The following is a 23,113-nucleotide window of genomic DNA, read 5'->3' as shown; positions in this document are numbered from 1 at the left end:
GGTGATGCTGCCCCGCGGCCGGCCCCGGCTCAGTACTCGACGTGGACGGCCGGGGCGTCGGGGGCGTGCAGGACCGGGCCGTAGCGCTCGGCGAAGAGCTTGGCGACGAGCTCGCCGCGGCTGCCGGCGCCGGCGTTGGCGAAGATCGTCTGCGGGTGGTTGCGGACCGCGCGCGGGGACAGGAACAACTCGGCGGCGATCTCCGGGTTCGACAGGCCGCGGGCGGCCGCCCTGGTGATCTCCTGCTCGCGGCCGCCCGGGCGGCGTCCGTCGACGGGCCGCGCTTACCTGGACTTCGCCGGACGGCGCCGGTCGGGTGAGGCGCTGTTCGGCGCGGCCTACGAACGGCTCCGGCAGGTCAGGGCCGCCTACGGCCCTGCCGACTTGATCAGGTCGAACCACCCGGTTGAGCGCTGACCGCCGGTGCCGACCGTCGGCACCGGCGGATCAGCGAGCCGCACAATGCGGGCTTTTATCTCAATCAACTTGATTGAGAAACTGGACTGTGTGGCATTCGTCTCACTTGGCTGCCGAAAGAGTAGCGCCCTGTCGCAAAGCTGCGTCGGTTAGCATCGGTGCCGCGGTGCAGGTCACCGATATCGCCACGGATCGGACAGCGATCACGGATCGGACGGACGCATGCCGGACAGCTCTGCGCCCCCCAGCGACAGTCTGGCCTCATCCCTGAACGTCGAGGTGCCTCATTCGGCGCGGATGTGGAACTACTGGCTAGGTGGCAAGGACAACTTCCCAGCCGACCGCGCTGCCGCGGACCGGGTCGTCGAGGTCTTCCCGCAGATCACCGAGATCGCGTGCAGCTCACGGCTGCTACTCAACCGGGTCGTGACCCATCTCGCCGGCACCCTCGGCATCCGCCAGTTCCTCGACATCGGCACCGGCCTGCCTACGGCGGACAACACCCACGAGGTCGCGCAGCGCATCGCGCCGGAGAGCAGGGTCGTCTACGTCGACAACGACCCGCTGGTCCTCGTGCACGCCCGGGCCCTGCTGGTCGGCCGCCCCGAAGGCGTCACCTCCTACGTCGACGCGGACGTGCGCGACCCGGAGAAGATCCTGCGCGGCGCGGCCAAGGTCCTCGACTTCGACCAGCCGATCGGGCTGATCCTGTTCGGCGTCATGGCCAACGTGATCGACGACGACGAGGCCCACGCGATCGTCGGGAAGCTCGCCGGCGCCCTGCCCGCCGGGAGCTACCTGTCCCTCAACGACGGCACGGCGAGCCCGGCGCGGGACGCGGCGATCCGGCGCAACCCCGAGAACGCCCCGTACCGGTCCAGGACGCCGGAGGAGCTCGTCCGGTTCTTCGACGGCCTGGAGCTGCTGAAGCCCGGCGTCGTCTCGACCCCGCTGTGGCGCCCCGGCCGGCGGGCCCGCGGCAAGGCGCTCGACTCGTACACCGGGTTCGCCCGCATCCCGTGACCCGGCGCCAGGTGGGCAGTGCGCGTCGCCTGGTCACACTTTGTAGACAATGTGTGACGATCGGCGTCTCGCGGCTGGACTGTCTGGTAGTTTCGCGCGCCATGTCAGCTCGCGCGGGCTCAGCTCGGGTACCCATGGGCACTAACCAGCGATCGCAGGTCGAGATGACCGGCGAGGAGATCTCGGCCTACCTGGCGACGCGGCGCACGGCGACGCTGGTGACCCTCGGGCCGACCGGCCAGCCGCACGCCGTCGCGATGTGGTTCGGCGTCCTCGACGGGGTGCTGTGGTTCGAGACCAAGGCGAAGGCGCAGAAGGCGCTCAACATCCGGCGCGACCCACGCGTCACCGTCCTGCTGGAGGACGGCCTGACCTACGACACGCTGCGCGGTGTCTCGATGGAGGGCCGCGCCCAGATCGTGACGGACCCGGACGCGCTGTGGGCCGTCGGCGTCAACGTCTGGGAGCGCTACCACGGCCCCTACACCGACGAGGTCAAGCCGCTGGTGGAGTTCATGCTGCACAAGCGGGTCGCGGTGCGCGTCGACGTCGAGCGCACCCGGTCCTGGGACCACCGCAAGCTCGGCCTGAGCCCGATACCGTTGGGCGGCACGACGGCGCCTCAGGTCTCCCCGGCCTCCTAGCTAGCCAGCGCCGCCAGCTCGCCGACGGGCGCAAGGTGACGCACGCGCAGGACCGGGCCCACGCGCGGGCCGGGTCCTACTGTTGGCCGTCGGGATGCCAGCGTTCCTGATGGATCGCCTGGCGCAGTGGGCGCCGCTGGGCCCAGCCGTGGCGTTCGAGGTCAGGGGCGCGCTCAAGGTGGGTGACCGGGCCCAGGCACAGCCACGCGACGGGCCGGACATCCGCCGGGATGGCGAGCAGCTCGCGGACGAACGCCTCCCGGTAGAAGGAGACCCACCCGACGCCGAGGCCCTCGGCCGTGGCCGCGAGCCACAGGTTCTCGATCGCCAGGCACGCCGAGTACAGGCCGGCGTCGGCGATGGCGTGCCGGCCGAGGACCGCCGGCGCGCCTCGTCGCGGGTCGTAGGTCACGACGAGCGACAGGGTCGACTCCAGTACCCCGTCGATCTTTATCCGGCCGAAGCCGGCGGCCTTCGGCTCGTCCAGCGACGCGGCGAACACCGCGCGCTCGCGGTGGACGTGGGCGTGGAAGGCCCGCCGGGTCCGCTCGTCGTTGATGAGGATGAAGTCCCAGGGCTGGCTGAGCCCGACGCTGGGCGCGGCGTGCGCGGCGGTGAGCACCCGGTCGAGCGTGTCGCCGGGGATCGGCGCGCCGGTGAACTGGCCGCGGACGTCGCGCCGCCGGTGGATGACGTCGTACACGGCTGTCGGGTCGTACCCGGTTGTAGGCATGACAGGCTCCCGCCGTCCGGCCGCCCTGCCGGCTACAACACCGGGGGCGGCACCCGTGCGGGGCCGGTCTTCGGACTCCCGGATCGACGCCGGCAGTCCGCCTTCCCAGGCCGTGAGGCCCAGTGGCTGCGCGTAGCGCGTGGACAGCGACTTCCCGGTTACCGCGGCGGGCCCGTGCCGGACTCGCACCGGCTTCCCGATTCTCCCCGGTTGCCCGGGGCACCCCACAAACGATGCCGTCGCGCACGCTATCAGGGCGTGGGGGCCATCGCTGGGTTTGAGGCCGTACCGTCGACCACAGCTGTCGACCGCAAGCCGCGGACAAAAAAGGGGGGAGTACGAACTCCCCGCCACTCTTAACGTATAGCGCACCTGGGGGCTTGCGGCAAGACCCGGGTCGTACCGCAGAATCGGCGGTCGAGCCAGAACCTGCGGATATTGGGGACGCTGAATGCGTGTGCTGCTGTCGACGTATCGGGCGGGGCCGACCGGTCGGGTGGGGCTGAGGTGACCCCGCTGACCACGAGTGCGTTCGACCTTCCGGCTCAGCTCGCGGCCAAGGCCGTCCCGGCGCTGACCGACGGTGACGAACGGCATTTCGCCCAGATCGCCGAGAGCCTGGCGGCGTCGATCGCGGACCTCTCCGACCGCCTCGACGCCGAGCGCCGGGCCCCGGGCGGCAAGGGCCGGGCGGCGATGGACCGGGACCTGGAGGTCCACCGGCTGTCCGCCCGGCTGCGCACCCTGCGCCGGTTCGGCCTCGATCTCTGCCTTGGGCGCATCGTCGGCGCTGACGACCCGGAACCGGTCTACGTGGGCCGGCTTGGCCTGACCGACAACGATGGCCGCCGGCTGCTGCTGGACTGGCGCTCGCCCGCGGCCGAGCCGTTCTTCGGGGCGACCCATGCCAACCCGATGGGCCTGGCCAGCCGCCGGCGCTACCGCTGGACCCGCGGCCGGATCAGCGACTACTGGGACGAGGTGTTCACCCCCGACGGGTTCGAGGGGCATGCGGCGCTGGACGACCAGTCCGCGTTCATCGCGAGCCTCGGCACCAACCGCACCGCCCGGATGCGCGATGTGCTCGGGACGATCCAGGCCGACCAGGACGCGATCATCCGGGCGGGCTCGCGCGGCACCCTCGTCGTCGACGGCGGTCCTGGCACGGGCAAGACCGTCGTCGCCCTGCACCGGTCGGCCTACCTGCTCTACTCCGACCCGCGCCTGGGCCACCGCCGGGGCGGCGTGCTGTTCGTCGGCCCGCACCAGCCCTACCTGGCCTATGTCGCCGATGTCCTGCCGAGCCTCGGCGAGGAGGGCGTGCAGACCTGCACCCTGCGCGACCTCGTCGCCGAGGGAGCCACCGCGACGACCGAGGCCGACCCGGCCGTGGCTCGCCTGAAGTCGTCCGCCGACCTGGTGAAGGCGATCGAGACGGCCGTCCGGTTCTACGAGGAGCCGCCGGCCGAGGGCATGACGGTCGCGGTCGACGGCGCCGAGATCTGGCTGAGCGCCGACGACTGGATCGAGGCCTTCGAGACGCCGGAACCGGGCACCGCGCACAACGACGCGCGGGACCAGATCCTGGAGAAGCTGCTCACGATCCTGGCCGACAAGCACGACAGCGACCTCCCGTCCGCGCTGGTCAGACGGTCGCTGCTGGCGAACAGGGAGCTGCTCAGGACGCTCAACGGCGCGTGGCCGCTGCTGGAGGCGGCCGACCTCGTCGCGGACCTGTGGTCGGTCCCCGCCTACCTGCGCCGGTGCGCGCCCTGGCTCACGCCCGAGGACGCGCGCAAGCTGCGGCGAAGCGGGGACACCAGGGCCTGGACGGTGTCCGACCTGCCGCTGCTGGACGCGGCCCGCCAGCGGCTCGGCGACCCGGCAGCGTCCCGGCGCCGGCGCCGGGAGAAGGCCGCGGCCGCCGCCGAACGTGACCGCATGGCCCGGGTCGTCGAGACCATCCTCGACGCCGACGACGACGGTGAGGGCGCGGTGACGATGCTGCGCGGGGAGGACCTGCGCACCGTCCTGGTCGACGAGGCCGCGCTGCCGAGCGCCGGCCGCGACCAGCTCGCCGGGCCGTTCGCGCACATCGTCGTCGACGAGGCCCAGGAGCTGACCGACGCGGAGTGGCAGATGCTGCTGCTGCGCTGCCCGTCCCGCAGCTTCACCGTCGTGGGGGACCGCGCCCAGGCCAGGCACGGCTTCACCGAGTCGTGGCGGGACCGGCTGACCCGGGCCGGCCTCGACCGGATCACCCTGGCCTCGCTGACCATCAACTACCGGACGCCGGAGGAGGTCATGGCGGCGGCCGAACCGGTGATCCGCGCCGTGCTGCCGGACGCCAACGTGCCGGCCTCCATCCGCGCGGGCGGCCAGCCCGTCGTCCACGCCGCCGTCGGGCAGCTGCGCTCCATCCTCGACGGCTGGCTCGCCGAGAATGCCGACGGGATCGCCTGCGTCATCGGCGCCGGCGACGCCCAGGCCGAGGCGCTCCCGGCGACGGCGCGGGTTCGGTGGCTGACTCCCGAGCTGTCCAAGGGCCTTGAGTTCGACCTGGTCGTTCTCATCGACCCGGACACGTTCGGCGCCGGCATCGAGGGAGCCGTCGACCGCTATGTCGCGATGACCCGGGCGACCCAGCGGCTCGTCATCCTCACCAGCTGAGCCGGACTCCCTCAGGCGCCCTTGTGGACGTGGCCGTCCTTCCTGACGAACCGGACGTCCTGGGGTGACGGTGATGTCTTGCGCAGGAAGAGGACCGCCAGCGAGAAGCGCTCCGTGCCGTCCGGGGGGCGCACGACGCGGGCGGTCTCGACGAAGCCGGCGTCGCGAGACAGGGCGGCGGCGGAATCGGCCGGCCACCGGTAGGCGGTGGTGACCTTGTGGTCGAACGGCTGGGGTGAGCCGTCGGGCTGGTCCGTCGTCTGGAAGCCCACCAGCAGCTGGCCGCCGGGGGCCAGCAGCCGGTGGAACTCGGCGAGGATGCCGGGCAGGTCGGTGGGCGGGACGTGGATGATCGAGTACCACGCGACGATGCCGCCGAGGGTCCCGTCGGCCAGGCCGAGGTCGGTCATCGCTGCGACCTCGAAGCGCAGGTCCGGAAACGCGCGACGGGCGATAGTGATCATCGCGGGGGAGAGGTCGACGCCGAACGCGTCGAGGCCCAGGCCGCTCAGGAAGGCCGTCAGATGGCCGGGACCACAGCCGAGGTCGGCCACCGGCCGGGCCGGGCTGGTGTGGGCGAGCTCGGCGAACGCGGTCAGCAGGGCCCGCTCGAGGGGCCTGGAGGCCAGCGAGTCGGCGAACAGCGCGGCGTACTGCTCGGCGACGGCGTCGTAGGCGGCACGGGTCGCGTCGAGGTACGCCGGCTGCGTCATGACCGAGAACGGTAGCCATTGCCCCGGAACGGCGAAATGCCGCTGCCCCTGCTCGGGGCAGGCGAGCGTGCGGTCCGGCCGACGGCGCTACGGCCGGCTGTCCCGGTGCGCGTACTTCGCGCGGCCGTGCCGCGACGGTCATGACGTCAGGGCCGGCCCGCCTCGACTGTCAACCGTGAACTCGTCGCGTGTGTACGGGGACTCGAAGTGTTTACACATCTTGTTGGAAGCCGATCACGCCGGTATGGTCGGGCCTGTGGTGTTCGACGGGCAGGAAGAGCTGACAGCCGCCGCGGTGGCGCGGCGCGTCGGCGTCGGCCGTGCCGCCGTCTCGAACTGGCGCCGGCGCTACGACGACTTCCCGCGGCCGGTCGGCGGCGGTCCCGGCAACCCGACGTTCCGCTGGGCCGACATCGCGGCCTGGCTGGAGCAGTCCGGCCGCGCCGAGCAGCTCGCCAAGGCCGGCCGCACCGAGACCGGCACCCAGGCGCTTGACGGCCCGACTGGCGGCTGGACGACGCGCTTCGAGGACCGCGAGCAAGCCGTCACCACGCTGGAGTCCGGTGACCTGCTGGCCAAGGTGGTCGTCTCGCTGCTGCCGCCGGCGACGACGGCCGGTGCGGCCAGCGGTGACGATCACTCCGCGCCGGCGGACGACCTTCCGGCCGTGTTCGACCCGGCCTGCGCGAACGGTGCCCTGCTGGCCGCGGCCGCGGACCGGTTCGACAACCGGGCCCGCCTGCTCGGCCAGGAGATCGACGAGGGCCTCGCGCAGAGCGCGACGCTGCGCCTGCGCGGCCACCCACTCGCCGGGCCGTACGACATCCGCCTGGGCGACTCGCTGCTCGGCAACCGGTTCGCCGAACTGCTCGGCCGCGCGGCCGCGGTGGTCTGCGAGCCGCCGTTCGACCGGCCGGACTGGCCGGCCGGCGAGCTGACCACCGACCGGCGCTGGGAGTTCGGTATCCCCGCGCCCCGCGATGGCGAGCTGGCCTGGGCGCAGCACTGTTACGCCCACCTGCGCCCGCACGGCACCGCGGTCATCGCCGTCTCGCCGCGGACCTGCGTCTCGCCCTCGGGCCAGCCGATCCGGGAGGCGATGGTCCGCTCCGGCGCGCTGCGCGCCGTGATCGCGCTGCCGCCGAAGATGAGCTCGTCCGGCATCGACGTCAACCTCTGGGTACTGCGGCGGCCACACGGCGAGTCCGACACCGCTCCCGTCGACATGGTCGACCTGACCGGCTTTCCGGACATGGCCGAGGTGCCGCAGCAGTTCGGTGTGTGGCAGCGGCTGTTCGAGCTGGCCGCCGCCGCGCCGGTCGGCGCTGGCCGGCCCCGGCCCGGCCCGGCGGTGGCCCGGTCGGTCTCCCGGCTGCGCCTGCTCGACGGCGAGACGAACCTGCTGCCGTCCCGGTACGTCAGCACGCGCGCCGAGCCGAGCGCCGACGACCTGGCCCGGGTCAGCGGCCAGGTCGAGGCGCTCTACGCCCGGGTCGGCGCGGGCCTGCCCCGGTACGCGGCGGCCGGCGGCGGGGCCGGGTTCTCGGCCGTGACGCTGGCCGAGCTGGAACGCGCCGGAGCGCTGGTCATCCGGGCGCGCCGCACCGAGCCGCGCGCGGGCGACGTCCTCGTCTGGCCGCGCACCCCGGCCGTCGTCGTGGCGTCCGGTGGCGAGAGTGTCGCCGCGATGGCCAGCCACGTGATCGAGCTCGACCAGGCCCGGCTCGACCCGGCGTTCGTGGCCGCGTTCCTGCGGCCCGAGGTGGACGCCGTCCCGATCCACAAGGTGCTCGGAGTGCTCGGGCGCGAGGACCTGCGCCGCTGCCGGATCCCACGGCTGCCGATCGCCGAGCAGCGCCGCTACGGCGCCGAGTTCCGCCGGCTCAGCGAGCTCCGGGAGGCCCTGGCGACGCTGGCCAGGCTGAGCTCGACCATGATCGATCAGACGCTGCACGGGCTGACGGCTGGAACGCTGACCCCCGACCGGCGCTCGTCCCGACCCACGCCGACGCAGGAAGACCGAGAGGACAGCCTGTGACTTCCCCGGGGCCGCACCACTGCGAGCTGGCCGCCGACATCTGGGCGGTGGCCGACCTGCTGCGCGGCGACTACAAGCGGCACGGGTGCGGCGGCGTGATCCAGAAGCTCCTTCTCGAGGTGACGGCATGAGCACAGGTCTCGGCATGGCGCTTCCCGCCGCCTGGTCATGGCTGCCGCTCAAGTTCGCGGCCGCGCAGCTCGGTCGGGGCACGGCGCCGAACTATGTGGACGACGGGCTCACTCGGGTGATCGGTCAGGCCTCGAACCAGCTCTCCGGGCTCGACTGGCAGCGCACTCGCCTCCACGGCCACGAAGGCAGTCCACGGCTGCTCAAGGGATACCTGTGTCCGGACGATGTGCTGATCAACTCGACCGGAAATGGCACCCTCGGCCGCGTCGGCTACTTTGAGGGCGGGCCGGACGGCAGGCCGTGTATCGCCGACGGCCACATCACCGTCGTGCGGGCCCGCCGCGAGGTGATCGAGCCTCGGTACCTGTACTACTGGCTGGGCAGCAGCCTGTTCTACGACTACATCTACGCCTCGCTGGTCGTCGGCGCGACCAACCAGATCGAGCTTTACCTGGAGCGGCTCGCGGCCGCTCCCGTCGCGCTGCCCCCGCTCGGCGAGCAGCGCCGCATCGCCGACCTCCTCGACGCCGAGACCGCGCGGATCGATCGCATAGCCCAGCTACGCAGGAGCTACCGGGCGCTGAGCGAGAGCCGCTCCAGTCAGATCGTCGACGGCGTCGTCGCCGGCGTCCGCGAATCCCTGGCGGAGATCGGGTCGGGCGCGGACGGCGGCGACTGGGATGCGGCGAAGGTGTCGCACCTGTTCAGCATCACCCCGGGCTTCGCGTTCGACAGCGCGAACTTCCGGCAGGAGGGCGGGACGCGGCTGCTGCGCGGCATCAACGTCGGGATCGGCCGGGTCGGCTGGGACGCTGAGACCGTGTCCTGGGACGCTCGGGCGCGGCCGGTCGAGAGCCGCTTCCACCTGCGCGTCGACGACCTGGTTGTCGGTATGGACCGCACGTGGATCGGCGGCGGTACGAGGGTCGCGCTGATCCGTGAGCGCGATACTCCGGCGCTGCTGTTGCAGCGGGTGGCGTGCCTTCGCCCGCGCGGCGCCGCGTCGACTCGATACCTGCGGTGGGTGCTTGGCTCCAGCCATTTCAGGCTGGCGCTGGAAGGCGAGACGACCGGCGTGTCCGTTCCGCATATCAGCGGCGACCAGATCGGTTCGTTCAGGTTCGCGCTTCCGCCTTCGCGCGACCAGGAGATCCTCGCCGGCCTGCTGGACGAGCAGGACGAGCTACAGCGCAGGCGGTCCGAGCTCGTCGACCGGCAGCTGGCCAGGCTGATGGAATACCGGCAGGCGCTCGTCATGGCCGCGGTGACCGGACAGATCGACACCTCGACGGCTCGCGGCGCGGTGCCGATGAGCGCTGCCGCCGCCTGACACCGCCCCCTCGACCCATGCCGACGCAGGAAGACCAAGAGGAGAACCTGTGACTTCCCCCGGGCCCAGTCACTCCAAGATGGCCGCCGACATCTGGGCGGTGGCCGACCTGCTGCGCGGCGACTACAAGCGGCACGAGTACGGCGGCGTGATCCTTCCGTTCACGCTGATGCGGCGCCTCGACGCGGTCATGGCCGACACCCGCCAGGCCGTCCGCGACAAGGACGCTTCGCTGACCCACCTGAACAAGCACCCGGTCCTGGTGAGCACCGCCGGGCGGCAGTTCTACAACGTCTCCCAGCAGGATTTCGCGACGGTCGCCGCCGACTCCACCAACCAGACGGTCGTGGCGAAGAACCTTCGGGACTATGTGAACGGCTTCTCGCCGAACGTGCGGGCCGTTCTGGAGGCCTTCGGTCTGGACAACCAGATCGGCAGGCTCGCCAGCGCGAAGCTGCTGTACCAGGTTGTCGGCCGGTTCAAGCAGATGACGGACCTCGGCAGCCTGTCGAGCCACGACATGGGCTACGTCTTCGAGCACCTGATCCGCAAGTTCGCGGAGGACTCGAACGAGACCGCCGGTGAGCACTTCACTCCCCGTGAGGTCATCGAGCTGATGGTCAACCTGCTCGTCGCCCCGGACGCCGACACCGTCGCCGGGCCGGGCCAGGTGATCAATGTCTACGACCCCTCCTGCGGGACCGGCGGCATGCTGACCGCCGCCGCCGACCATCTGCGAAGCATGAACCCGGGCGTCAACGTCTTCCTCAACGGCCAGGAGGTCAACCCGGAGTCCTGGGCGATCTGCCAGTCGGAGATGCTGCTGCGTAACCAGAGTGGGGACATCGCGCTCGGCAACTCGTTCAGCGAGGACCGGTTCCCCGGCCGGCGGTTCGACTACATGCTCGCCAACCCGCCGTTCGGCGTGGAGTGGAAGAAGGTCAAGGACGAGGTCGAGGGGGAGGCCGAGCTCGGGTACGCCGGCCGGTTCGGCGCCGGCCTGCCGCGCATCAACGACGGGTCGTTCCTGTTCCTCCAGCACATGATCTCGAAGATGGAGAACGCCGAGGGCAAGGGCGCCCGCCTCGCGATCGTCTTCAACGGCTCGCCACTGTTCACCGGGGCGGCCGAGTCCGGCGAGTCGAGGATCCGCCAGTGGATTCTGGAGCGCGACTGGCTCGAAGGCATCGTCGCCCTGCCTGACCAGCTCTTCTACAACACCGGGATCTCGACGTACTTCTGGATCCTCTCGAACCGCAAGCCGGCGAAGCTGGCCGGCAAGGTGATCCTGCTCGACGCCCGCGACCAGTGGGAGAAGATGCGCAAGTCCCTGGGGGACAAGCGCAAGCAGATCTCCGCCGCCCAGATCACCCACATCACGACGCTGTACGGCCGTGCGTTGGAGGTAGCCGCCGAGCCCGCGCATCCGGACCACGCCAAGGTGAAGATCTTCGGCACGCGCGACTTCGGCTATCACCGGATCACCGTCGAGCGGCCGCTCAGGCAGCGTTTCGAGATCAGCGAGGACACGTTGCTCGCCCTCACCGAGGCGAAGGCGCTGCTGAAGTGGGACGGTCGCGAGAGGCTGGTCGAGGCGCTGCGCGACGCGATCGGTTCCGTCTGGTGGACGAAGGACGAGGCGACGGCCGCGCTGCTCGGTGCCGCGATGGCCGGGGGAGCGAGCCTGCCGGGTACCGCGGCGCATCTCAAGGCGTTCTGGGGCGCGGTCGCGGTCTCCGATCCCGAGGGCGAGGTGCAGCGCGACAGGACGGGCGCCCCGCTGCCCGACCCGGACCTGCGCGACTTCGAGAACGTCCCCCTCGACGAGGACATCGAGACCTACTTCGCCCGCGAGGTCACCCCCCACGTCCCCGACGCCTGGATCGACCACCAAAAGACCAAGGTCGGCTACGAGATCCCCTTCACCAGGCACTTCTATGTGTACACGCCGCCCAGGCCCCTGGCTGAGATCGACGCTGAGCTCCGCGAGCTGGAAGCCCAGATCCAGAAGCTCCTCGGCGAGGTCACGTCGTGAGACTCAAGGATACGGGCTATATCAACCGGTACGTCCTGTCCGAGTCGACCAGCCCGGATTTCGCCTTCAAGTACATCGACATCTCATCGGTCAGCTCGGCTGGTGCAATAGAGATTCCAGTCGAGCGGACAACATTTGCTTCCGCTCCCTCTCGGGCGCGTCGCCTCGCGCCCGCGGGAAGCACAATTGTTTCGACCGTCCGCACCTACCTTCGGGCGGTGGCCCATGTTCCGGTCGCCGAGGAACCGCTTGTCTTCTCGACAGGCTTCGCGGTGGTCGAGCCACGACCAACCGTCGACGGCCGCTTCCTCGCTTACACATGTCAATCGACATGCTTCATTGAGGAGGTGGTCGCACGGTCTACGGGTGTGAGCTACCCGGCGATCAACCCGGGTGACCTCGGGGCCATATCGGTGCACCTGCCGCCGCTTGATGAGCAACGCCGCATCGCCGACTTCCTCGACAGCGAGATTTCGAAGATCGACCGCTTCAGGGAGCTGCGCGCGAACACGATTCGATCCTGGTCCGAACGGCTGGCAGTCGTTCTGGACAACCGTATTCGGGGCCAGGACCTGCCAAATCTCACGCCCGCGGACTATGCGCCCCTCGGCGCGGTTCCCGACAGTTGGGGGCAGGCACGCCTGCGGAGCGTGGAGTGCGACGTGCAAACCGGCCCGTTCGGGAGTCAACTCCACGCCGAAGATTACATCGACGGCGGCTGGCCGATCATCAACCCGGCCAATATTGGCCCGACCGGCCTCCTTCCGGACTACAGCACGACCGTCAGTGACGAGATTCGCGCGCGCCTCGGGCGCCACGTCCTCGAGCCCGGGGACGTAGTTTTTGCACGGCGCGGGGAACTGGGACGGGCGGCGGTCGTCGGCGAACATCAGGGCGGCTGGCTGTGCGGGACAGGCGCCCTTCGGGTCCGCTTCTCCAACGATGATTTCCACCCGGAATATATGCAGAGGTACCTGGCCATCTCGGCGATTCGACACTACTTTGAGAAGTATGCGGTAGGTAGCACGATGGCGAATCTCAGCACGGCGATACTGCTGGGGACGCCCCTCTTGATACCCCCGCCAGAAGCCCAGGAGTCAATCGTCATGGCGTGCACCTGGGACGAGGAACGACATCGGGGTGCCCTGACCGCCTTCGCGCGGCAGAACGCTCTCGCCGCAGCGCGGCGGCAGGAGCTCATTACGGCCGCCGTGACTGAGCAGATCGATGTGACGACGGCGCGGACAGGGGCTGTGGCATGACGCCGGGGGCGTACACGGAGCTGGCGTTCGAGGCCCGGGTGGAGCAGGAGCTGCTCGACCGGGGGTGGAAGCGGGGCCAGCCGACCCTCGGGTTTGACGCCGTGCAGGGGATCGACACGGCCGAGCTTCTGCGGTTCATCGGCGCGACCCAGCAGAAGAGCTGGGACCGGCTGGTTGAGCTCTACGGCGACAAGGTGGTGGCGCACCGGCAGTTCTCGCAGCGGGTGGCGTCCGAGATCGACGCCCGCGGCGTTCTGGACGTGCTGCGCCAGGGTGTGCGGGATCGTGGGGTCCAGATCGACCTGGCGTACTTCCGGCCCGGGCACACGCTCGCCGTCGACGCGCTCAAGGAGTACGAGGCCAACGTCCTGACGGTCGCCCGGCAGCTGCGTTTCAGCGCGAAGAACCCGCACGAGTCGGTGGATCTGGCGTTCTTCGTCAACGGTCTGCCGGTGGCGTCCGTCGAGCTGAAGAACGGGATGACCGGGCAGTCCGCGGAGGACGCGATCGCGCAGTACCGGAAGCGGGACCCGCGGGAGCTGTTCTTCGCGAAGCGCGCCCTGGTGCACTTCGCCGTCGACCCGGACCGGGCCTTCGTCGCGACCCGGCTGAAGGGAGCGGACACCCGGTTCCTGCCGTTCAACCTCGGCTCGAACGGCCCGGGGGAGTCCGGCGCGGCCGGCAACCCGCCGGCCACGGAGGGCTCCTACCGGGTGGCCTACCTGTGGGAGCAGGTCTGGAGCCCGGACAACTGGCTGGAGATGCTGCAGCGGTTCGCGCACGTCGATGCCAAGGGGACGAAGAAGGGCACGAAGACCAGCGTCCACGAGCTGGACCGGATCTTCCCCCGCTACCACCAGTGGCACGCCGTCCAGAAGATGGTCGGCCATGCCCGCGCGTCCGGCGCCGGCCAGAACTACCTGGTCCAGCATTCCGCCGGCTCGGGCAAGTCGAACACGATCGCCTGGCTCGCGCACCGCCTGTCGACCCTGTTCGACGAGAAGAACCAGAAGGTGTTCGACAAGGTCGTCGTCATCACCGACCGGGTCGTCCTCGACCGGCAGCTCCAGGACACGATCTACCAGTTCGACCACACCCCTGGCGTCGTCAAGAAGATCGACGAGGACTCGGCGCAGCTCGCCGCCGCGCTGGCCGACGCGACGTCGCAGATCATCATCTCGACGCTGGAGAAGTACCCGTTCATCCTCGACAAGGTCGCCGGCAAGGGCCTGCGCGCGAAGCGCTATGCCGTGATCATCGATGAGGCGCACACCTCGCAGACCGGCGAGCAGGCGGCGAAGCTCAAGCAGGCCATCGGTGCGCGATCGGACCGGGATCCCGACGAGGACGAGGCGACCTACCAGACCAGGGTCCGCGGCCGGCAGCCGAACCTGTCCTACTTCGCCTTCACCGCGACTCCGACGTCGGCGACGCTGAAGCTGTTCGGCACCCCCGACCCGACGCGCCTGGACGACGGCGGCGAGCCACTGCTCGCGCCCTTCCACATCTACTCGATGCAGCAGGCGATCGACGAGGGCTACATCCTCGACGTGCTGAAGAACTACCTCACCTACGAGGCGATGTGGCGGCTGAGCAGCGCCGCCGTCGAGCAGCAGGAGTCGGAGATCTCCAACCCGGAGGTCGAGAAGAAGAAGGCCCGGCGCAAGCTCGTGCAGCTGGTCGAGGCGCACCCCGGCTCGGCCGCGCAGAAGGCGAGGCTGATCGTCGAGGACTTCGACAAGAACATCTCCGGCCGGCTCGGCGGCCGGGCGAAGGCCATGGTCGTCACCGACGGCCGTCAGCAGGCGCTGAACCTCTTCCAGGCGATCCGCCGGTTCGTCGACGACGCCGGGCTCACGAACTGCCGCCCGCTGGTCGCGTTCTCGGGCACGCTGACCGACGAGGAAAGCAGCCACGAGTTCACCGAATCGAAGATCAACGGGTTCCCGGAAGGCCAGCTGCCGGCGAGGTTCGCCTACACGAAGGCCGACGACCCGGACGCGGCGGCGCGCAACCAGGACGAGTACCGGATTCTCGTCGTCGCGGACAAGTACCAGACCGGCTTCGACCAGCCGCTGCTGTGCGCGATGTACGTCGACAAGCCGCTGACCGGCGTGGCCGCGGTCCAGACGCTGTCCCGGCTGAACCGGACCCACCCGCTCAAGAGCCAGGACGACGTCCGGATCGTCGACTTCGTCAACGACGCCGAGGACATCCAGACGTCGTTCAAGCCCTGGTTCGAGGGCGCACTGACCGAGCAGCCCGACGCGAACCTGCTGTACAGCAAGCAGACCGAGGTCATGGGCTACCAGATCCTGGACGTCTCCGAGCTGGAGTCGTTCATGCGGGTGCTCGCGGCGGCCGGCCCGGACCGGATGCCCGGCGCGGCCGAGCGCAAGCTGCACGCCGAGCTGCACCGGCTCCTCGACCCCGCCGTCGACCGGTTCAGAGCGCTGGAAACCGTGGCGGAGCGTGAGCAGTTCCGCGACGCGCTGACGAAGTACTGCCGGGCCTACAGCCTGCTCGCGCAGATCCTGGACTGGGGCGACCCGACCCTGGAGCGGCTCTATCAGTACGGCCGGATCCTCCTACGGCGCCTCCCCGGCCGGGAAGCCGCCGCCGTCGACATCGGCGACTCGGACCTGACCCACTATCGCCTCGAGTTCACCGGCCGCCACGACGTGTCGCTCTCGCCGTCCGGCGACCAGGTCGTCCGCGGCCACGCGGCCGACGGCGGTGGTTTCGTCGAGCCGGAGCTGGCCCGGCTCGCGGACGTCATCAACGACCTGAACGAGCATTTCGGCCTCGATCTGGGCACGTCCGACCAGATCCTGCTCTTCCAGCAGGTCGCCGGCCTGGTCGAGGATCCTCGGATGCAGCAGGTCGCGCTGATGAACGACGAGGCGCGGTTCGGCCAGGTCGCCGACGGCCGTCTGGACGACATCGTCGCGGTCAACGCCGAGCGGAACAACGAGTTCATGAAGCTCTACTTCGACAATGCCGAGTTCCAGCAGGCGTTCAAGCAGGCGGCCCGGACCCGTGCCTACCGGATCATCACCGACCCGGCCCGCGACGAGGCGCTCGCCCGGCTGCGCACCGAGATGCTCCGCGAGACGACCTGACCAGCTCTTCCCAAACAGGACAACTCGCGGCAGGTCCGGCGCGGTAAAACCGTAGAAGGATGCGACACCTCGGCAGGGTGAGGCGTGACTGACCCGCACACGACGGAAAGCGCGAACGCCCCCGACGAGCGGATCCGCCTCGCCGGTCGCTACCGCGTCGACGGCCTGCTCGGCAGCGGCGGCATGAGCGAGGTCTTCTACGGCTACGACGAGCGCCTGGACCGTCCCGTCGCGATCAAGCTGCTCCGGCCGCCCGGGAGCCCACCCGGCCCACCGGGCAGCCCGGAGCGGTTGACGTTTGACGAGCAGCAGGCCATCACCCAGAAGCGGTTCCTGCGGGAGATCCGGACGACGGCCGGTCTGGAGCACCCCGGCATTCCCGCCGTCTTCGACACCGGCGTCCATACGTTTCCGGACGGCAGCCGGCGGATCTGGCTCGTCATGCAGCTGCTACGCGGGTCCACCGTCGAAACGCTCATCGAAAGCGCTGACTATGAGAAGGCCCCGCTTGGCATCGCCCAGGCGGCAGGCGTCACGGCTCAGGTCGCGGCCGTGTTGGCGAGCGTCCATGCGGTCGACATCGTCCATCGGGACATCAAGCCGGCGAACCTCATGCTGGTCCCCGGTGGGTTCGTCAAGGTTCTCGACTTCGGCATCGCGATCCTGCGCGGCGCCGACGCCCCACCGCGCCTGACCCAGGTCGATCACACCATCGGCACCCCGGACTACATGTCGCCCGAGCAACACCTCGGCAGCGTCATCACCACCGCTTCCGACATCTACTCGCTTGGCTGCCTGCTTTTCGGTCTTCTCACCGGCGAACGGGTCTTCTACGGCACTGGGAGCGGTGAGTCGCTGCGCTCACTGCACGTCCAGGCCGCGCCGCCGTCGGTCCAGGCGGATCCGCAGGCAGCCCTCGACCGTCTTCGCGCCTACCTCGACCATGTCGACCCGGCCGCGGAGGACCCCTGCGCCTCCTCGAAGCTCGCCGTACCGCGGCGTTCATGCTCGCCGCCACCGGCCAGGCGCAGGCGGCGCTGGCCGCCTTCACCGGCCTTCGCGCGGCCCTGGCCCTGGCCTACGGCTCATCCGCCGACGCCGAGCTCCAGAACCTCGACAAGATCATCAACCGTCTCGGTGCGGCCTAATGCCGGCCCCGACCAGGTCGCCCTGTTCGACCGGTTGGCTTCGGTGAGCCTGCGGAATCCGTACACAGGCTGACCGGAGTCCATGGCGGTTCGCGATGTCCGCCGCCCAGCACCTGCGGCTCCGCGGTCTTCGCCGGGCGCCGCGGTCAGGACCGGTTGAGCGCCCACGCGGCGGCCAGGGCCAGGCCCGTGGCGACCAGAACCAGCGCAACCCCGCCGAGAAAGAAGAACCCGACCGTCTTCGCCAGCGCCACCGCGACCGGGACGGCGGCCGCCAGGACGAGAGATCCCCGGGCCGTCACCGGAGCCCGCAGCAGCGTCAGCCACGTCCTCGGCGCGCCGTATCCTTCCTGGCTCAGGTCCGCCAGCATGGCCGGGACCAGCCGCAGCGTCCCCCAGGACAGCCCGGCGAACGCGACGGACAGCCCGAGGGCGTAGAAGAAACCGATGGTGTCGCCGAACGCGTCGAAGGACGCGCCGGCCCCGGCCGCGGCACAGCCGAACGCGAGGTACCAGGGCACAGTGCGGTCCTGTCCGGCCTGGCCGACCAGCCGGCGGGCCTGCGCCATCCGCTCGGCCCGCCGGCGCGTGTCTACGGGCCGAGCTTCCCACCGCCGCCCGAACGACGGCCGTGGGTCGCGATGCGTGATCGTCGATGGGACACTGGCCGCATGTTGCCCGACCGCGCGGCCACCGGGGTGGACCTGCCCGTCCGGGACGTCCTGCCCGCGCTCATCGCCGCGCTGACCGGCGACGGGCGTTCTACTCGCGGCCCCGGCGCCGCCCCGGACGGAGCCGATGCGGGCGGGGCCGCCGTGCTGGTGGCGCCGCCCGGCACGGGCAAGACGACGCTGGTCCCGCTGGCGCTGGCGGACGAGGTCAGCGGCCGGGTCCTGGTCGCGGAACCGCGGCGCGTCGCCGTCCGGGCGGCGGCGCGGCGGATGGCTTCCCTCGCCGGCGGCGACGCCGGCGGCGACGCCGGCGGTGAGGTCGGTGGGGCGGTCGGCTACACGATCCGCGGCGACCGCCGAGTGGGGCCGTCCACCCGGGTCGAGGTGGTGACGACGGGGGTGCTCGTCCGGCGGTTGCAGCGCGACCCGGAGCTGCCCGGGACCGGCGTCGTGATCCTTGACGAGTGCCATGAGCGGCACCTCGACGCCGACCTGGGCCTCGCGTTCCTGCTCGACGTCCGCGCGACGTTGCGCCCTGACCTGATGGTGCTCGCGACCTCGGCGACCGCCGACACACGGCGGCTCGCCGGCCTGCTCGGCGGCTCCGGGCCGGCGGCGCCCGTCGTGGGCACGGATGCCCCGCTGTTCGACGTCGACGTGGTCTGGGCCCCGGCACCGGTTGCGATCACGGCGGCGCACGGCCTGCGGGTCGACCCGCGGCTGCTCGACCACGTCGCCGCGACCATCGGGCGGGCCCTGCGGGAGACGTCCGGGGACGTGCTCGTCTTCCTGCCCGGGGCCGGCGAGATCGCCGCGGTCGCCGGCCGGATCGCGGGCCACCGGGACTCGGTGGACGTCGTCACCCTGCACGGCCAGCAGTCCGGCCAGACCCAGGACGCCGCGTTGCGGGCCGGACCACGCCGCCGGGTCGTGCTGGCGACCGCGGTGGCGGAGAGCAGCGTCACCGTGCCCGGGGTCCGGGTCGTGGTCGACGCGGGCCTGGCCCGCTCGCCTCGGATGGATCACGCCCGTGGGCTGGGTTCCCTCGTGACCGTGCGGGTATCGCGGTCGTCCGCCAGCCAGCGGGCCGGCCGCGCCGGTCGGGAGGCGCCGGGCCGGGTGTACCGCTGCTGGTCCGCCGCCGAGCACGACCGGCTGCCCGCCCAGGCCGAACCGGAGATCGCCGTCGCCGACCTGACCGGCTTCGCTCTGGACCTCGCGGTCTGGGGCAGTCCCGGCGGAGCCGGGCTCGAGCTGCTCAGCGACCCGCCGGCGGGCGCGATGGAGGCTGCTGGGGCAACCCTGCGCGCGCTCGGAGCGGTGGACGCCGCCGGGCGCGTGACGCCGCGGGGACGGGCGATCGCCGCGGTGGGGGCGCACCCCCGGCTGGCGAGGGCGCTGATCGACGGCACTCCTGCCGTCGGCGCCCGGCGCGCGGCCGAGGTGGTGGCGATCCTGTCGGGGGAGGGACCGGCGGGCGCGGGGCCGTCCGACGACCTCGTGGCGGCCTGGCGCCGCCTGCGCGCGAACGCCGACCGGGCCGCGTCCGCCCGGTGGCGGGACGAAGCCCGGCGGTTGCGCCCGGCCGCCGAGCCGGCCGCCCCCGCCGGCAAAGCGCCTGATGACGGGGTCACCGACGACCTCGCGGCGGGGCTCGTCGTCGGGCTCGCCTTCCCGGAGCGGCTCGCCCGGGCGCGCGACCAGGGCGGGGCAACTTACCTGATGGCCGGTGGAACAGCCGCGGAGCTGACCGGCGGCTCGGCCCTCACCGGCGCGGAGTGGCTGGCCATCGCGGTCGCGGACCGCGGCGCCGGGCGAACCTCGGCCCGCGTGCGCCTGGCCGTCACGCTCGACGCGGCGACCGCACGCGAAGCGGGCGCGGCCCTCCTGGGCAGCGTCGACGAGGTCGGCTGGTCCGGCGGTGACGTCGTCGCCCGCCGGGTCGACCGCCTCGGCGCGATCGTCCTGGCCGAACGCCCGCTGGCCCAGCCCGATCGGTCACTCCTGGAAGCCGCGGTCCTCGACGGGCTGCGCCGGGAGGGGCTCGCGGTGCTGCGGTGGACCCGCGACGCGGTCGGGCTGCGGGAACGGCTCGCCTTCTGCCACCGCGTCCTGGGTGATCCCTGGCCGGACGTGAGCGACGCGGCGCTGCTGGAGGCAGCGCCTGCCTGGCTCGGGGCGGAGCTACGGGACGCGCGGCGTCGCGCGGACCTGGAACGCGTCGACGCCGGGGCGGCGCTGCGACGCCTGCTGCCCTGGCCGCAGGCGGGCCGGTTGGACGAGCTGGCGCCGGAGCGGGTGGAGGTGCCGAGTGGATCGCGGGTGCGGCTCGACTACGGCGATACCGGCGGTCCGGTCCTGGCCGTGAAGATCGCCGAGGTGTTCGGCTGGGAACGGGTGCCGGCCGTCGCGGACGGTCGCGTTCCCGTCGTCCTGCACCTGCTCTCGCCGGCGGGCCGCCCGGTGGCCGTCACAGGCGACCTGGCGTCGTTCTGGCGGTCCGGCTACCCGCGGGTCCGCTCGGAACTGCGGGGGCGCTACCCGCGTCACCCCTGGCCGGATGACCCGACCACGGCGCCCCCGACCCGCCGCGTCGCTCCCCGCGGCCGCCCGAGGTAACGGGCCTCGTCTCGCGGCGGCGAGCGACGTTCACGGCAGCGATGGCGATCGCGGTCGCCGTCAGCTGGCGGCGCGGCCCTGCTTCGGACCAGTCAACGGTGCTGCGGAACTGGAGTGAACTCCAGGTGCAGTTCGGTCAGGCCGCGCATCAACCAAATGGGGTCATAGGTGAAGCGCCGGGCCTCCAACGTCCGTTCAATGTGCGCGACGCCAGGATCAAGCCCGGTCCGGGCGGGATCTCGTCAGGATCAGGCTCGGAATGACAACCATGGCTGACGCTCCGGCCGGGGTGTTGCCAGGCTGCTGGCGTGCCAGCCGATCCGGTTCGCCGGAGGGCGCTGCCCGGTGTCGGTGGGGGAGCGTCCCCCGGTCCGGGCTCCGCCGCCGCTGACGTCCTTCGGGCGGTCGGACTGGCCGTCCACTCGTCGCGAGGAAAGCAGCCCGCCATGCCCAACGCCGCCGCGACGGCCACCACAGACTCGCCCGCAGGCCCCGTCGCCATGCCCGGACCCCGGCATGCGGATGGGGCCGGGCATGAAGCCGGGCATGAAGATGCCGCAGAGCGGCTGTGAGCAGCCCGCGGGCCACGCTCGTGCCCTGGGCTTCGCGCTGATCGTCAACGGGGGCTTGTGTCCGCCTTTGACGGCATGTAGCGCCGCCCGTAGCGTGCGCGGTATGGACCCGTGGGCGCCGGATCCGAGCGAAGACCGCCGCTGGGTAGACAGGGAGTACGAGTCGGAGAACTCCGCCGACTTGGACGCGGAGTACTACAGGCAGGACCCGCCTCGCCCGGACCCGGGACGTGGGTGGCAGGACCCGCCTCACCCGGGCACGGGGCGTGAAGGGCAGGACGCGGCTCACCCGGGCAGACGCCACAGGGCCCGCAGGTCGTGGAAGTTCATGACGCTCGTGACGGCCGTGGCAGCGGTCGTCGTGGTCGGCGTCGCCGCGACCATCGTGACTGTGATCGCGCCGGGCAAGAAGAGCCATCCTGTCGTCGGGTTCGTGCCGACGGGAACCACCCCGGAACAGGACGGCGAGCAGATCACCACCGCGTTCCTGAGCGCGTGGGGGGCCGGGAACCTCGGGTTGGCGGCCGGCTACACCGACAGCCCGCGGGCCGCCGAGACGGCGCTCGCCGCGTACCGCCAGGGCCTCCATCTCGGGACGCTGAGCGGCTCGCCCACGGGCGCCACCGCGCTGACCGAAAGTACGCCGACCGCGACCGTGTCGACGCCGCGGGTCAAGGTCGCCATCGCAGTGACCGCCCAGGTCGCGGCCCCGGCAGGTACCGCGACGATCAGCGGTACCTGGAGCTACCACTCGTCGTTGGTCGCCTATCAGAAGCCAGACTCGCCAGCGTGGTCCATCGCGTGGGCACCTGACGACCTCGCACCGAACCTCACCGCGACCACCCACCTCGCCGCCGTACCGATGGCTCCGAAGGCGACGTCCATCCTCGACTCCACTGGCAACAACCTAACCTCTTATCAGGACGCGGGCCTGAACACGATCGCGGGAGTACTGAAGGCCAGCCCGCCCAAGGACCTCGGGCAGCCGGGACTCGCCGTCGAGATCCAGTCCGCGGACGGCACGCCGGTCAAGGACAGCCAGGCAACGATCTCCGCGCCGGTCGACGCCACCCTGGCCACCACCATCAGCGCCAAGGCGGAGCAGGCCGCCCGCAGCGCCGTCGCGGAGCACCCGCAGAGTTCGCTCGTCGCCATCCAGCCGTCGACCGGCCAGATCCTGGCGATCGCCAACAACGCCGGTTACAACGACTTCGCGCTTACCGCCGCGGTGGCACCAGGTTCGACCGGAAAAATCATCACCGCGGCCGCGCTGATCAGCCAGGGGGTCCTTACCGCGAGCACCCCGGTCGCCTGCCCCGCCGTCTACACGGTGCAGGGCATCAGCTACCACAACGACAAGAACGAGTCCGAGCCGGCGTCGACGCCGCTGTCCTACGACTTCGCCCAGTCCTGCAACAACGCCTTCAGCCAGTGGTGGCAGAACGAGAGCGACGGCCGCCTCGCCGCGGTCGCCAAGGAATACTTCGGCCTCAACCAGCCCTGGGACATCGGTCTCGGCAAACCGGGCACCTATTACAACCAGCCGGCGAGTGCCAGTGGCTCCGAGCTGGCCCAGAACATGTTCGGCCAGGGCCACATCACCGCGTCTCCGCTCGCGATGGCCTCGGTCGCGGCCACTGTCGCAGCCGGGACCTTCGAACAGCCCATCCTGCTGCCCGGTGCCGCGCAGACCACTGCGACGCCCCTGCCCGCCGGTGTCGACTCACAGCTGAAAACCATGATGCGCGATGTGGTCACCGAGGGCACGGCCGCCGGCCTCGGGTTCGGCCCGACCGTCTACGCCAAGACAGGAACCGCGGACGTCGACAACCAGGGGCAGCCCAACAGCTGGTTCGTGGCTTTCGACCCGGCCCAGGACATCGCGGTCGCCTGCCTCGTCCTCAACGCCGGCTACGGTGCGCAGTTCGCCGCCCCCGAAGTCCAGCACTTCCTGTCCAGCTACTAGGCCGGCGGATTCGTCATC

The 23,113-nt window shown here is 71.2% G+C and carries 16 protein-coding genes and 1 riboswitch; of the genes, 12 read left to right on the top strand and 4 right to left on the bottom strand.

Going from position 1 to position 23,113, the window contains the following annotated elements; translation table 11 throughout:
* Positions 1-29: 29 nt before the first annotated feature.
* On the bottom strand, positions 30-239 hold the full coding sequence (locus FRADC12_RS29300; RefSeq protein WP_084010483.1) for a response regulator transcription factor: 210 nt from the start codon (positions 237-239) through the stop codon (positions 30-32).
* Positions 240-639: 400 nt separating this feature from the next.
* Here FRADC12_RS29300 and FRADC12_RS06145 point away from each other — a divergent pair, with 400 nt between their 5' ends.
* Positions 640-1,440 (top strand): SAM-dependent methyltransferase, encoded by an 801-nt coding sequence (locus FRADC12_RS06145; protein WP_045875910.1) that lies wholly within the window; start codon positions 640-642, stop codon positions 1,438-1,440.
* Between the two features lie 164 nt (positions 1,441-1,604).
* Positions 1,605-2,084 (top strand): pyridoxamine 5'-phosphate oxidase family protein, encoded by a 480-nt coding sequence (locus FRADC12_RS06140; RefSeq protein WP_232303639.1) that lies wholly within the window; start codon positions 1,605-1,607, stop codon positions 2,082-2,084.
* Positions 2,085-2,160: 76 nt separating this feature from the next.
* Here the strand turns inward: FRADC12_RS06140 and bluB are convergent, their stop codons facing one another.
* Positions 2,161-2,817 (bottom strand): 5,6-dimethylbenzimidazole synthase, encoded by a 657-nt coding sequence (gene bluB / locus FRADC12_RS06135; RefSeq protein ID WP_045875908.1) that lies wholly within the window; start codon positions 2,815-2,817, stop codon positions 2,161-2,163.
* A 44-nt stretch (positions 2,818-2,861) separates the two neighbouring features.
* Positions 2,862-3,059, bottom strand: a riboswitch (cobalamin riboswitch).
* 265 nt (positions 3,060-3,324) lie between these two features.
* On the opposite strand from bluB, the gene helR reads away from it, so the two are divergent.
* Positions 3,325-5,487, top strand: coding sequence for an RNA polymerase recycling motor ATPase HelR (gene helR / locus FRADC12_RS06130; protein WP_045875907.1), 2,163 nt, complete (start codon positions 3,325-3,327; stop codon positions 5,485-5,487).
* Between the two features lie 11 nt (positions 5,488-5,498).
* Here the strand turns inward: helR and FRADC12_RS06125 are convergent, their stop codons facing one another.
* Positions 5,499-6,200, bottom strand: a complete 702-nt coding sequence (locus FRADC12_RS06125) for a class I SAM-dependent DNA methyltransferase (protein ID WP_045875906.1) — start codon at positions 6,198-6,200, stop codon at positions 5,499-5,501.
* Positions 6,201-6,456: 256 nt separating this feature from the next.
* Here FRADC12_RS06125 and FRADC12_RS06120 point away from each other — a divergent pair, with 256 nt between their 5' ends.
* The 7 genes from FRADC12_RS06120 (at position 6,457) to FRADC12_RS32040 (ending at position 17,340) form a co-directional block, all read left to right on the top strand.
* Positions 6,457-8,238 carry an N-6 DNA methylase gene (locus FRADC12_RS06120; RefSeq protein ID WP_198152799.1) on the top strand — a complete coding sequence of 594 codons (1,782 nt, stop codon included), beginning with the start codon at positions 6,457-6,459 and terminating at the stop codon, positions 8,236-8,238.
* Entirely contained in the window at positions 8,235-8,369 is a 135-nt protein-coding gene (locus tag FRADC12_RS32885) for a type I restriction-modification system subunit M N-terminal domain-containing protein (RefSeq protein ID WP_232303638.1), read from the top strand. The genes FRADC12_RS06120 and FRADC12_RS32885 overlap by 4 nt, the downstream gene beginning before the upstream one ends.
* Entirely contained in the window at positions 8,366-9,700 is a 1,335-nt protein-coding gene (locus FRADC12_RS06115) for a restriction endonuclease subunit S (protein ID WP_084010482.1), read from the top strand. The genes FRADC12_RS32885 and FRADC12_RS06115 overlap by 4 nt, the downstream gene beginning before the upstream one ends.
* 49 nt (positions 9,701-9,749) lie before the next feature.
* Positions 9,750-11,735, top strand: coding sequence for an HsdM family class I SAM-dependent methyltransferase (locus FRADC12_RS06110; protein ID WP_232303637.1), 1,986 nt, complete (start codon positions 9,750-9,752; stop codon positions 11,733-11,735).
* Positions 11,732-12,997 carry a restriction endonuclease subunit S gene (locus tag FRADC12_RS28165; RefSeq protein ID WP_084010481.1) on the top strand — a complete coding sequence of 422 codons (1,266 nt, stop codon included), beginning with the start codon at positions 11,732-11,734 and terminating at the stop codon, positions 12,995-12,997. Before FRADC12_RS06110 ends, FRADC12_RS28165 begins: the two co-directional genes overlap by 4 nt.
* Entirely contained in the window at positions 12,994-16,119 is a 3,126-nt protein-coding gene (locus FRADC12_RS06100; RefSeq protein ID WP_045875903.1) for a type I restriction endonuclease subunit R, read from the top strand. Before FRADC12_RS28165 ends, FRADC12_RS06100 begins: the two co-directional genes overlap by 4 nt.
* An 84-nt stretch (positions 16,120-16,203) precedes the next feature.
* Complete coding sequence (locus FRADC12_RS32040) at positions 16,204-17,340, top strand: serine/threonine-protein kinase (protein ID WP_052710725.1); 1,137 nt, start codon at positions 16,204-16,206, stop codon at positions 17,338-17,340.
* Positions 17,341-17,413: 73 nt separating this feature from the next.
* Here FRADC12_RS32040 and FRADC12_RS06090 read toward each other — a convergent pair whose 3' ends face one another.
* Positions 17,414-17,836 carry a hypothetical protein gene (locus FRADC12_RS06090; protein WP_045875902.1) on the bottom strand — a complete coding sequence of 141 codons (423 nt, stop codon included), beginning with the start codon at positions 17,834-17,836 and terminating at the stop codon, positions 17,414-17,416.
* 102 nt (positions 17,837-17,938) lie between these two features.
* On the opposite strand from FRADC12_RS06090, the gene hrpB reads away from it, so the two are divergent.
* Together hrpB and FRADC12_RS06080 are read left to right on the top strand one after the other, a co-directional pair.
* Positions 17,939-20,557 carry an ATP-dependent helicase HrpB gene (hrpB, locus tag FRADC12_RS06085; RefSeq protein WP_045875901.1) on the top strand — a complete coding sequence of 873 codons (2,619 nt, stop codon included), beginning with the start codon at positions 17,939-17,941 and terminating at the stop codon, positions 20,555-20,557.
* Positions 20,558-21,457: 900 nt separating this feature from the next.
* Positions 21,458-23,095: a penicillin-binding transpeptidase domain-containing protein gene (locus tag FRADC12_RS06080; RefSeq protein ID WP_232303636.1), complete on the top strand. Its 1,638-nt coding sequence runs from the start codon at positions 21,458-21,460 to the stop codon at positions 23,093-23,095.
* Positions 23,096-23,113 lie beyond the last annotated feature (18 nt).

It is taken from the genome of Pseudofrankia sp. DC12 (genome assembly GCF_000966285.1).
In the GTDB taxonomy this organism is placed as follows: domain Bacteria; phylum Actinomycetota; class Actinomycetes; order Frankiales; family Frankiaceae; genus Pseudofrankia.
This window is presented reverse-complemented; position numbering and strand designations above follow the sequence as displayed.

Excerpts from the sequence above, each read along its gene's own strand:
- bluB (WP_045875908.1), bottom strand. The coding sequence starts at position 2,817 with ATGCCTACAACCGGGTACGACCCGACAGCCGTGTACGACGTCATCCAC.
- FRADC12_RS06100 (WP_045875903.1), top strand. The coding sequence starts at position 12,994 with ATGACGCCGGGGGCGTACACGGAGCTGGCGTTCGAGGCCCGGGTGGAG.
- FRADC12_RS06090 (WP_045875902.1), bottom strand. The coding sequence starts at position 17,836 with ATGGCGCAGGCCCGCCGGCTGGTCGGCCAGGCCGGACAGGACCGCACT.
- FRADC12_RS06145 (WP_045875910.1), top strand. The coding sequence starts at position 640 with ATGCCGGACAGCTCTGCGCCCCCCAGCGACAGTCTGGCCTCATCCCTG.
- FRADC12_RS06140 (WP_232303639.1), top strand. The coding sequence starts at position 1,605 with ATGACCGGCGAGGAGATCTCGGCCTACCTGGCGACGCGGCGCACGGCG.
- hrpB (WP_045875901.1), top strand. The coding sequence starts at position 17,939 with ATGTTGCCCGACCGCGCGGCCACCGGGGTGGACCTGCCCGTCCGGGAC.
- FRADC12_RS06125 (WP_045875906.1), bottom strand. The coding sequence starts at position 6,200 with ATGACGCAGCCGGCGTACCTCGACGCGACCCGTGCCGCCTACGACGCC.
- FRADC12_RS06115 (WP_084010482.1), top strand. The coding sequence starts at position 8,366 with ATGAGCACAGGTCTCGGCATGGCGCTTCCCGCCGCCTGGTCATGGCTG.
- FRADC12_RS06080 (WP_232303636.1), top strand. The coding sequence starts at position 21,458 with ATGACGCTCGTGACGGCCGTGGCAGCGGTCGTCGTGGTCGGCGTCGCC.